12 protein-coding genes are annotated in these 10,458 nt (G+C 64.7%); 9 read left to right on the top strand and 3 right to left on the bottom strand.

The window, feature by feature from the left end:
• The 8 genes from ACLP4W_RS22725 to ACLP4W_RS22760 form a co-directional block, all read left to right on the top strand.
• A partial coding sequence (locus ACLP4W_RS22725; RefSeq protein WP_442389669.1) for a hypothetical protein occupies positions 1–307 on the top strand: 307 nt, incomplete at its 5' end.
• A gap of 140 nt (positions 308–447) precedes the next feature.
• Positions 448–600 carry a hypothetical protein gene (locus ACLP4W_RS22730; protein ID WP_442389670.1) on the top strand — a complete coding sequence of 51 codons (153 nt, stop codon included), beginning with the start codon at positions 448–450 and terminating at the stop codon, positions 598–600.
• Between the two features lie 359 nt (positions 601–959).
• On the top strand, positions 960–1,727 hold the full coding sequence (locus ACLP4W_RS22735; protein WP_442389671.1) for an SDR family NAD(P)-dependent oxidoreductase: 768 nt from the start codon (positions 960–962) through the stop codon (positions 1,725–1,727).
• Complete coding sequence (locus ACLP4W_RS22740) at positions 1,724–1,972, top strand: hypothetical protein (protein WP_442389672.1); 249 nt, start codon at positions 1,724–1,726, stop codon at positions 1,970–1,972. Before ACLP4W_RS22735 ends, ACLP4W_RS22740 begins: the two co-directional genes overlap by 4 nt.
• A 502-nt stretch (positions 1,973–2,474) precedes the next feature.
• Entirely contained in the window at positions 2,475–2,600 is a 126-nt protein-coding gene (locus ACLP4W_RS22745; protein WP_442389673.1) for a hypothetical protein, read from the top strand.
• Positions 2,601–2,631: 31 nt separating this feature from the next.
• Positions 2,632–3,501 carry a 3-hydroxyacyl-CoA dehydrogenase family protein gene (locus ACLP4W_RS22750; RefSeq protein ID WP_442389674.1) on the top strand — a complete coding sequence of 290 codons (870 nt, stop codon included), beginning with the start codon at positions 2,632–2,634 and terminating at the stop codon, positions 3,499–3,501.
• Positions 3,502–3,799: 298 nt separating this feature from the next.
• On the top strand, positions 3,800–4,831 hold the full coding sequence (locus tag ACLP4W_RS22755) for an LLM class flavin-dependent oxidoreductase (RefSeq protein ID WP_442389675.1): 1,032 nt from the start codon (positions 3,800–3,802) through the stop codon (positions 4,829–4,831).
• Positions 4,828–6,549: an AMP-binding protein gene (locus ACLP4W_RS22760; RefSeq protein WP_442389676.1), complete on the top strand. Its 1,722-nt coding sequence runs from the start codon at positions 4,828–4,830 to the stop codon at positions 6,547–6,549. Before ACLP4W_RS22755 ends, ACLP4W_RS22760 begins: the two co-directional genes overlap by 4 nt.
• Positions 6,550–6,761: 212 nt before the next feature.
• On the opposite strand, the gene ACLP4W_RS22765 is transcribed toward ACLP4W_RS22760, so the two are convergent.
• The 3 genes from ACLP4W_RS22765 to ACLP4W_RS22775 form a co-directional block, all read right to left on the bottom strand.
• Entirely contained in the window at positions 6,762–7,502 is a 741-nt protein-coding gene (locus tag ACLP4W_RS22765) for a FadR/GntR family transcriptional regulator (RefSeq protein ID WP_442389677.1), read from the bottom strand.
• Positions 7,503–7,667: 165 nt separating this feature from the next.
• A complete protein-coding gene (locus ACLP4W_RS22770) occupies positions 7,668–8,447 on the bottom strand; it encodes a crotonase/enoyl-CoA hydratase family protein (protein WP_442389678.1) in 780 nt (259 codons plus the stop codon).
• A 109-nt stretch (positions 8,448–8,556) separates the two neighbouring features.
• Positions 8,557–9,759, bottom strand: a complete 1,203-nt coding sequence (locus tag ACLP4W_RS22775; protein ID WP_442389679.1) for a thiolase family protein — start codon at positions 9,757–9,759, stop codon at positions 8,557–8,559.
• 112 nt (positions 9,760–9,871) lie between these two features.
• Here ACLP4W_RS22775 and ACLP4W_RS22780 point away from each other — a divergent pair.
• Positions 9,872–10,458 (top strand): acyl-CoA dehydrogenase family protein (locus tag ACLP4W_RS22780; RefSeq protein WP_442389680.1); only part of this gene is annotated, 587 nt, incomplete at its 3' end.

The following is a 10,458-nucleotide window of genomic DNA, read 5'->3' on the forward strand; positions in this document are numbered from 1 at the left end:
CGCGGGTGCCGCCAGGCGCACCGGTCGCGGCGCGGCCCTGGCGGGCGCGGTCGTAGCCGGCGAGAGCCTCATCTTTGCGGCAAACGGGTTCCGCTGCCCGCTCACCCAGCTCGCTGAGAAGATCGGGGCCGCGGACGGCTCGGTAACCGACATCTGGCTGCCGCGCTGGTTCGCTCACAACCTTCCCGCCATCCACGTTCCCCTCTTGGCCGTGGCCGCGTACCTGAACGGCCGCAACCTCCGCGACCGGCAGCGCCACACCCAGCCAACCCACGACCGGAATCTGGGGCTGGCTGAACATCCGTGAGGCCGATGTGTCAAGTCGCGCCAGCCACTCGCCGAGGCGACAGAACGTCCTGTTCTGTACCTTTGCCACGGACTGCCGACTAACCGTCGTAGCCGCCCCGAGGTGAAGATCAGGCCGGTGTCGATCCAGGTGTCTCCCGCGTGTTCCCGATTGGTGTCCTGCTGCTGCCTGCGGAGCTTGAGTGCCGCGACCCACAGGTCGGAGAGGGGGAGCGGGGCCTCGGACCCTTCGGTCTTGGTCTCGAGGCGCAGGAGCTGGTTGCCGACGCGCTGGAGCTGCTCGCCGACGTATAGTTCGGCGGCTTCTGGTTGACCGCCCGCCGCCTACACCAGGCTGACGCCTGCACCGGCCGGGTCACAGTCCGGGTCAGAGTGGGGTGTCCGCGCCGTGACGCGGGCCCGGGGCCAAGGCACGAACCCAATTGACCGTCGAGGTCGGCATTGGATCATGGCTGTCCCTGAGACCGAGGGCTTCCGGTAATCTATGCAGATGGTTAGGCTATATCTGCCAGGGTCCGTTACATTGACCACGGGACGGCGCAAAGACTTACGTTTCCCGTTCGGGCGTGCCGTAACGAGAAGCGGCTGAGGCCAGCCCAGTTCTCCGTTGACTATGATCAGCGACCTCGTGATCGCCCGGCTAGGAGGTGCCGATGCAGCCGCCACGTTTCCTGTTCGACCTGAGCGGCCAGGTCGCGGTGGTGACCGGCGGGAGTCGCGGGTTGGGGCGGGCCATGGCGCTGGCGTTCGCCGCAGCCGGTGCGGACGTGGTGATCGCAAGTCGAAACGAGCAGACTTGCACTGAATTGGCCGAGCACGTGCATGAGACCACGGGGCAGAGGGCTCTCAGCATTGGCCTGCATGTCGGGCAGTGGGACGCGTTGGAGCCGTTCGTCGATGCGGTGTACGAGCGGTTCGGTCACCTCGACGTGCTCGTCAACAACGCTGGCATGTCCCCGGTCTACGATACGGTCGGCCACGTCACCGAGGCGCTCATGGACAAGGTCCTCGACGTTAACCTCAAGGGGCCCTTCCGGCTCACCGCGCTGGTGGGGCCACGGATGGCCGAAGACCGCGGCGGTTCGGTCGTCAACATCTCCAGCGCCGCGGCGATGGCCAGCCACCCGAGGCCTCACCAACTGCCGTACGCCGCGGCCAAGGCGGCTCTCAACGCACTTACGGTCGGTTTCGCTCACGCCTACGGACCGACCGTCCGGGTCAACTCGATCGTCGCCGGCACCTTTCTCACTGACGTCAGCAAGGCCTGGGACATGGATGCTTTTGCGGCTCGAGCAGCAACCTTTGCCTCCGGGCGGGCAGGGCAACCGGAGGAGATCGTCGGCGCGGCCCTGTATCTCGCATCAGCGGCGTCCACATACACAACCGGCTCGCTGCTCACTGTGGACGGCGGTCAGCCTTGAGCACCGCCGCGCCCGTCTTCAGGCCGGTCGGCGGGCGTGATTTGTGGTCGGCGTTCCACCGGCTCGATCTCGACTACGACGCGGGCGGCGGTGTCGAGGTATCGGCGAAAGGCATCGGCGGTGCGCGGGGCAGGCCGAGCGGCGAAATCCTGATCGAATCGCGCCTTGGTCGAGGCGTGCTAGTAGAACACGGCACGGCCCGCTGGGCCAGCATTTTCCGGCCTGGTCGTGACGCTCGACCGTGACGGTCGCGCGGAGATAGTGCCGCATGCCCTCACATGCGGTCGGTCGGCAATCGCTGTTAGCCAGAATCGAACGTCCGGCCACCGCAGCTGCTGGGCGGGCAGCCGGATGTTCAGCGTATGCACGATCGTGCCCATGCAGGGGGTCGCGTAGTAGGCCTCGAGGTGCTCCTGGTTGTTCCAGCAGAAGGTGGCCAGACCCTCCATCGCACGTCGGGCCTGCATGTTTGGCACAACCTACCGTCAGTCCGTTGCCCCCTCCGTGGCCGATAGGTAGGCAGCCTGGACGTCCGGGCGGCACGCGTCGGCCAGCCAGCGATCTCCCTCTTCTTCTTGTACTTGATCCAACTTCTTCTTGCACTTGATCCAATAATTCTACTTATGATAATAATGTATCGTGAACGGCGAGAACGACGGATCGCAATGACGGCCTACGTGGTCGGTCCTCAGTCCATATCGGGACGCTCGTACCGGATGTGGACGACCGCTGCCCGACGGCCTCGACATGTGTTACGTCACCACCGACGAGGGGCTGCTCGTCGAGCTAGTCCCGCGTTTCGTCTGGGGCAGCCGACTACGCGCATCGTTCGGCGATGGCATCGATGACGTGCTGGATGCTCCGCCGAGCTGATGCGAAACCGCGAACAGCAACGAGGTATCTGATGACCCAACCGCTCACCGTCTGCGTCGTCGGCGCCGGCCAGATGGGCAACGGCATTGCTCAGCTGGCGGCCATGGCCGACCACGACGTCCGGCTGGTCGATGTCTCCCCGGAGGCGCTTGACCAGGGCCGCGCGTCGATCGCGAACAGCCTCGGTCGGTTCGCCAAGAAGGGCACCCTGACCCAGGAACAGCTCGATGGGGTGTGGTCGCGGCTGACGCTGCTGATCGACATCGAGGACGGCGCTGCCCCGGCTGATGTCGTCATCGAGGCGGTTCCGGAGATCATCGACCTCAAGCACGAGATCTTCGCGCGTGTGGTTGCTTGCACCGGGCCCGACACCCTGCTTGGCAGCAACACCTCGCAGACCAGCATTACTTCGCTGGCGGCGCCACTCGGTGATCGGGCGTCGAACTTCGTCGGCATCCACTTCTTCAACCCGCCGGTAATGATGAGATTGGTCGAGCTCATCCGCGGGCTTCAGACCTCCGACGAGACGCTGGCCCGGGCGCGGGCGTTCGCGGAGGGGCTCGGCAAAGAGGTCGTGGTCTGCCAGAAGGATAGCCCAGGGTTCCTGACCAGCCGGATCTCGGCGATCCTAAGGCTCGAGTGCGTGCGAATGCTCGAGGAGGGGCTTGGGACCGCCGAGGAGATCGACAAGGCGATACGTCTGGGTTTCAACCACCCAATGGGCCCGCTGGAACTCGGGGACTTCAACGGGCTGGACACCTTTTACCACGTGCTCACTGCGCTGGAGGCGGCCCATGGCGATCGGTTCAAGCCGACGCCGACGGTGCGCAATATGATCGCGGCAGGTTGGCTCGGCCGGAAGACCGGTCGCGGCTTCTACGACTACACCGACGCGAGTTAAGTGCCGCATGGACCTCGGATCCTCCGGCGTCGAACCACTGCGAATGCGAAGGCATCGGTTCCGTGGGCGAGAAGAAGGGTGCCGTCCTGCAGCGACGTGCTTGTGTGGCCTCTCCATCGCCCTAAGCGTCACGAGGCTGGTGCACGGTCCGCTGCTCTGGTCGCGGTGCAGCCGCCGACCGTGTACTGCGGCTGGTTACAGAGGCGGCGAAGCTCCTGGTTGCCCAATAGGTGCTAACGATTATACTGATACTCAGAACAGGGCCACGGTCGGCACAGTTCCATCAAGGACGGCTAACATGGCGTTGCGTTTTGGCCTGGCGATCATGAATGACTTCCCGCCGGGGAAGGCCCCGGCGGCCAGGATCGGTGATCTGCGGGAGCAGATTGGCCTAGCCGAGCGCAGCGGCATCGAATCGGTGTGGGTTCTACAGCACTATCTGGGTAGCATGCCGACCCTTCAGCCGTTGCTTCTGCTGGCGGCACTCGCGCCCTACACGGGCGAGATGCGTCTGGGAACCAATATGCTCATCCTCCCGCTGCGGCATCCGATTGCCGCCGCCGAGGAATTCTCCACCCTCGACCATCTGTCAGGCGGCCGAGCGGTCGCCGGCGTCGGGCTCGGATACCGCGAGAATGAGTTCGGTGCGTTCGGCGTATCGATGACCGAGCGACTAGGCCGTTTCAATGAATCCGTCGATATCATGCGGAAGCTGTGGACCGGCGACCGGGTTAGTCACGATGGCAAGTACTTCCGGTTTACCGACGAGAAGATCAGTCTGCCGCCCGTACAAACGGGAGGGCCTCCGGTCTGGATCGGGGCCGGCGGTAAGCCCAAGGCCGTCGAGCGCGCGGCCCGTCTGGGCGACGCATGGATCATCCCGCCGCACGTCACAGTAGAGCGGCTGCGCGAGCTGCTCGGCCTGTACCGCGAGGCGAGGCGCGCCAACGGTCGTCCCGAGGCCCAGGAACTCGTGGTCCGCCGAGAAATCCTGCTCGACGAGGACGCCGAGTCCGCCTGGCGACTGGGCTCTGCCGCCCGCGGGGGCCTGTCCGCCGAGTACGGCCGGTACAACCGTCCCGACGACACCGTCGATTACCAGCACCTCGCGGGCGCTGACGAGGCGGAACGACGGGCACGCGACGCATATCTTTTCACCGACCCCAGCACCGCGATTCTCAAGCTGAAGGACATCGAGGCGGCCGGCGTCACCATGGTGATCTTGCGCATGCAGTGGTTCGATCTGCCCCAGGACCGCGTTCTGCACTCTCTAGAACTGTTCGCCCAGCGGGTGCTGCCCGCCTTTCAGGAGAGGTGCCACTCCGCGTGACCCGCACGTACACCGACCTTGACCTGAGGTTTCCGGACCGCGCTACCTGGACACTCGCGCACGTGCTGCGCCATCATGCGAGGGAGCGACCCGACTCCGTCTTTCTGATAGCGCCGGAGGAGGGCGTCGAATTCACCTACGGCGAAGCCTTCGCCCGGGCGCAGCAGGTATTCGCTGGCTTCACCGCGGCGGGTGCGCGGCGCGGGGACCGTGTCGTCGTCATGGCGGCCAACTCATCGCGGTTCGTGTTCTCCTGGCTCGGAACTGGCATCGGAGGGCTCATCGAAGCTCCGATCAACACCGCTTACGAGGGCGACTTCCTGCGCCATCAAGTGGTGCTGGCCCAGGCCAGATTTGTCGTCACCGACGACACCTTTGCCGACCGCTTCGTGGCCATCAAGGAGCAGATCCCGACCGTTGAAACCTTCTACGTCATCGATACCGGTTCCGGCGCTGCTGCTGTTGCCGCGTTGCGTGACGCGGGCTGGAACTCCGGCCTGTGGGACGAACTTCTTGGATCGGGTAGCGCGGAGCCCGTCGACCTCACGCCGGGGGAGCAGGCTTCGATCTTCTACACCTCGGGCACCACCGGCCCGAGCAAGGGTGTTGCGATGCCGCACGGCCAGATGTTCTTCTTTGGCGAAGAGGTCGCGAGCCTCCAGCGAATTACGCCTGAAGACACGTATCTGACTACAACGCCGTTGTTTCACGGGAACGCGCAGTTCATGGCGGCCTACCCGGCGCTCGTAGCCGGTGCACGCCTGGTGATCCGCGCCAAGTTCTCGGCGAGCCGGTGGGTCGACCACCTACGCGAGAACGACATCACCGTCACCAACCTCATCGGCGTGATGATGGACTTCGTCTGGAAGCAGCCGGCCCGGCCCGACGACGCCGACAATAAGCTTCGGTCGGTATACGCGGCGCCCACTGCTTCATCGATCCTGATGGAGTTCATGGCGCGATTCGGGATCGAGGCAATGGTCGATGCCTTCGGTCTCACCGAGACGTGCGCGCCTATCCTGTCGCCGTACGGGGAGATCCGTCCGCCCGGGGCTGCAGGCCTGGTTGCAAGTGACTTCTTCGAGATCCGGCTGGTCGACCCCGACACGGACGAGGAGGTCCCGGTCGGCCAGACCGGAGAACTCGTTCTGCGATACAAGTACCCCTGGACGTGCAGCCTCGGTTACTACGGGATGCCGGAGAAGACGGCCGAGGCCTGGCGGAACCTGTGGTTCCACACTGGCGACGCGCTCAAGAGGGACGAAGAGGGGTGGTACTACTTCGTAGACCGATATAAGGACGCATTGCGTCGTCGTGGCGAAAACATCAGCTCGTACGAGGTCGAGCAGGCCGTCCTGAGCTTCCCGAGCGTCATTGAGTGCACCGTTCTCGGCGTGCCTGCCCAGCAGGAGGCCGGTGAGGACGAGGTTCTCGCGGTGGTCGTCACGTCCGAGTCGGCCAGGCCCGTCTCCGTGCGGGCCACCCGTTGCCTGCACTCAAATAAGAGTAATATCATATGCATCGATTTAAGGGAAGGGAGACGCGGCGTGGTCGACATGATCAGCACGGAGGACGAGCGAGAGATTCTGGCCTTCCCGGGAACCAGGGTGACGCCCGGACGGCGTCAATGGCCAAGCCGCAGGCAACCACCAGCTCGTTACCACCGCCTGCAGCGGCACTGTTGGATCGCTTCGGGCAATAACGACGTCCTCGGCTGACGACGCATTCTGCGTAGCCTCGGTAATGGCCTTCGCCATGTCCAGGTCATACGCGTTGCGCCGCTCGGGACGGTTCAGCCTAATCCAGACTGCAGTTCGCGTCGTTCGACCTCGATGTCGGGCATGCGACTGCTGCCGCCAGGCCAAACCGAAGCTTAATGACCGTATTCAGAACGAACGGAGTAGGCAGGACGTCCGCTTCAGACTGGACCTCAGGGCAGCGACGACCGGTCCCACTGGATGACCTCGTCAAGTACCTCGGGGAACTTCCGCATGGCGTAGCGGGTGTACTCGTCGATGTGTTTGCGCATGAGTTTCTCCGACGCCGACGCGTCCCGCGCCTCGATGGCTCCGTAGATGGCTTCATGCGCCTTTAGTATCGCCGAGCGGCGTGGGCTCGGATAGTCGATACCGATCACGGTTCCGTCCATAATCCCGAGCAGTGATTCGATGATGTAGCCGAACAAGGCATTTCCCGACGACCACGCAATGATGTCGTGGAACCGCTTGTTCGCTTCCAGAAAGATCTGCTGATCGCCCAGGCTTTCGCGCATCGCCTCGATCGTGCCGAGGAGTTCGGCGACTGACTTGTCGTCGATCCGGGTGGCCGCAAGTGAGCTGATCATGGGCTCGAGCGCGGAGCGTACCTCGACTATGCTGCGGAACGGCGCCTGCTTGAGCTGCATCAGCAGCACCAAGGAGCTGGCCAGGTATGAGGCGTCTGGGTCGAGCACCACTGGGCCGCCCCGGGGACCCGGCTTAAGGGCAAGTACACCCTGAAACTCAAGCAGCCGAAGGGCTTCGCGCAGCGTGCCGCGGCCTGTCTCGTAATTCTCGAGCATCGTTCGTTCTGGCGGCAACAGGTCGCCGGGCTTGAGGCCTCCACGTACGATATCGCGCACGATGCGCTGAGCCACCAACATCGCGGCCTTGGGTGGGCGGTTGGCGGCCATCACGTGGGTTCCTGGGACGGCGATATGAGGTGCGGGCCCGCAGATATCGGGGCTCGTGCCACTTGGTCAGTAATCGTTGCCTACCTTACAGATGGTTCGCCGATTTTCCGCAATCCTAGCGTGTTTACCCGCCGTTCGCGGAGCCGGACGTAGGCCGGTATGGATTCAGTGCCCGCGCCACTTCGGTGGGCGCCTCTCCTTGAAAGCCGTAGCGCCCTCGCGGGCGTCCTGAGATGACCGGACGGGTTCGTAGATTTCCTGCTGGCGAGCGAACTGTTCGTCAGTAGACCAGTCGCGTGACGCGGTGATGATCTGCTTGCTCGCGCGCAACGCTAGGGGCCCGTTCTTGGCGATGACGCGGGCGAGTTCGATGGCGGCTTCGCGCGCACGGCCCGGCTCGGCGAGCCGATTGACCAATCCGTATGTGTGCGCTGCTGTCGCCGGATAGAGGTCACCGGTGAGTATCCACTCCATCGCCACGTGGTACGGGATTCGGTGGGGAAGGCGCAGCAGGCCCCCGCCCCCGGCCAGCAGTCCTCGCCTGACCTCAGGCAGTCCGAAGGTCGCGTTCTTGGCCGCGACCACGAGGTCGCACGCGAGCACGATCTCGAAGCCGCCAGCAATGGCATGACCCTCGACCGCTGCGATGAGGGGCTTGGCCGGTGGGCGCTGAGCGATACCGGCGAATCCTCGCCCTTCGATCGAGGGCCGTTCGCCCTGCAGAAACGCCTTTAGGTCCATGCCAGCACAGAACGTGGTTCCAGTACCCGTGATCACGCCGGCGACTAGGTCGTCGCGCTCGTCGAGTTCTGCCATCGCGGCGGCGATGCCCTGCGCTGTAGCCTCGTTGATCGCATTGCGGACCTCTGGACGGTTAATGGTGACAATCTGCACGCCATCCTCGTATTCGACGAGGACGGGTCGGTCAACGTCGGTAGTAGTCATGGTCGGGCGCCCTCCGGGTTTTCGCGGCGTCGTGGATACGAACGAAGTTCGGCGACGCCAGACAGGAATGGCACGCTGCGTCGGCCGGCGAGGATCGTTTAGCGGACCCTCAGCCGTTCTGCGGGGCGGGGTCGAGGATCTCAATGATCGTCGCGTTGGCCATGCCGCCTGCCTCGCACATTGTCTGGAGCCCATATCGGCCGCCCGTCTGTTCGAGGTGGTGTATGAGCGTCGTCATTAGCCGGGCTCCTGACGCGCCGAGCGGGTGGCCGAGAGCGATCGCGCCGCCGCGTGGGTTGACCTGGGCGAGGTCGACGTCGAATTCGGTGGCCCAGGCCAGAGGTACCGAGGCGAACGCCTCGTTGATTTCGACGGCGTCGATATCATCAAGCTCAAGCTTCGCGCGTTCCAGCACCTTCCGTGTGGCGGGGATCGGTCCCGTGAGCATGAGCGTCGGGTCGTCGCCGCAGACGGCGGATGCGACGATCCGGGCGCGCGGGCGGAGTCCCAGTTCTGTCGCCCGCTGCTCGCTCATGAGCAGCAGGACACTCGCCCCGTCGGTGATCTGTGAGGCGTTGCCGGCGGTGATCATGAAGTCGAGGTCGGGGAAGCGTGCGCGGTTCTCGTCGGAGGCGAAGGCCGGCTTGAGCGAGCCGAGGGACTCGACGGTAGTGCCCGGCCGGATGCTCTCGTCGGTGTCGAAGGCGCGGTCGGTGTCGGGAACGCTTATCGCCACGATTTCGTCGCGAAACCCGCCGTTGCTGCGCGTAGCGTCCGCGCGCCGGTGGGACTCGGCGGAGTAACTGTCCAGCTGCTCTCGGGTGAGCGACCATTTCCCCGCCACGAGTTCGGCCGAGAGACCCTGCGGAACGAGATCGGGGAACCGGGCGTGGACTCGCGGGCCGAAGGGGTCGGCTCCCATCCGGTTGGAGCTCATCGGGACGCGGCTCATCGACTCCACACCGCCGGCGAGGGCGATGTCGTACACACCGGCGCCAATTCCCCATGCGGCGATGTCGATCGCCTGTTGGCCAGAGCCGCACTTACGCTCGATCGTCATCGACGGCACCTCGGCCGGGAACCCGGCCGATAGCGAGGCCTGCCGGCCGGGTGTGGCCGACTGCTCGCCGTTCTGCCCGACGCAGCCGATGACCACGTCGTCGACGGCCGCTGGATCGATGTCGTTGCGCGCGACGATCGCGGCGAGCACTTGCCCGAGCAGGTCGACCGGATGTACTCCGGCCAGTGCCCCCGTGGCCTTGCCCTTGGCCATCGGCGAACGGACGGCATCGATGATCACGGCTCTAGCCATAGGATCCGATCCTCCCGAACTGCTAGTTATGGTTATCATACTTACGCCCGTTGCTCCTTGACTATGTATCCATGTGTACCAATATCATGGTTCATATCGAAAGAGGAGTCTGATGGCCTTGGGTAGAGATGAGGCACATCGGGAGATCCGCCAGCTCGCGCGCCAGGTGGCGCGGGAGCGGTATGCGCCCCGTGCCGAGGAATGGGACGTCGGGCGGGTGCGATTCCCCAGGGATGAGCGGCGCTACCTGGGCTCGCTCGGCTTCCTTGGAATCGCCCTACCAGAGGAGTTCGGCGGTAGCGGTTCGACGCTGCTCGAAGCCCTCGTGGTCGTGGAGGAGCTCGCGAAGGAATGCCGCCCCGCCGCGTTTCAGGTCTTCGAGGCCAACACTGGGCCTGCACAGGTCGTGAACCTGCTCGGTAGCGACGCCCAGCGGACGAGATTTCTGCCGCAGATCGTCAGCGGTGACGCGACGATGGCCGTCGCGATCTCCGAGCCGGAGGCGGGATCGGCCGCGACGGACATGACGACACGCGCCAAGTACGCGTTCGGCACGTACACCGTCAACGGGTCCAAGCGCTGGATTTCCAACTCCAGCGAGGCCGACTACTACCTCGTGTACGCGCGGCTCACCGACGAGCCCGGGGCCAAGGGCCTCGGTGCAATCATCGTGGAGAAGGATCGTGTCGGCGTCACGTT

The sequence above is a fragment of the Mycobacterium sp. genome (genome assembly GCF_052145595.1).
GTDB lineage: Bacteria > Actinomycetota > Actinomycetes > Mycobacteriales > Mycobacteriaceae > Mycobacterium.

Coding starts and splice junctions, on each gene's coding strand:
- ACLP4W_RS22765 (WP_442389677.1), bottom strand. CDS start 7,502: ATGGCCGCCAACCGCCCACCCAAGGCCGCGATGTTGGTGGCTCAGCGC.
- ACLP4W_RS22755 (WP_442389675.1), top strand. CDS start 3,800: ATGGCGTTGCGTTTTGGCCTGGCGATCATGAATGACTTCCCGCCGGGG.
- ACLP4W_RS22775 (WP_442389679.1), bottom strand. CDS start 9,759: ATGGCTAGAGCCGTGATCATCGATGCCGTCCGTTCGCCGATGGCCAAG.
- ACLP4W_RS22770 (WP_442389678.1), bottom strand. CDS start 8,447: ATGACTACTACCGACGTTGACCGACCCGTCCTCGTCGAATACGAGGAT.
- ACLP4W_RS22750 (WP_442389674.1), top strand. CDS start 2,632: ATGACCCAACCGCTCACCGTCTGCGTCGTCGGCGCCGGCCAGATGGGC.
- ACLP4W_RS22745 (WP_442389673.1), top strand. CDS start 2,475: ATGTGTTACGTCACCACCGACGAGGGGCTGCTCGTCGAGCTAGTCCCG.
- ACLP4W_RS22735 (WP_442389671.1), top strand. CDS start 960: ATGCAGCCGCCACGTTTCCTGTTCGACCTGAGCGGCCAGGTCGCGGTG.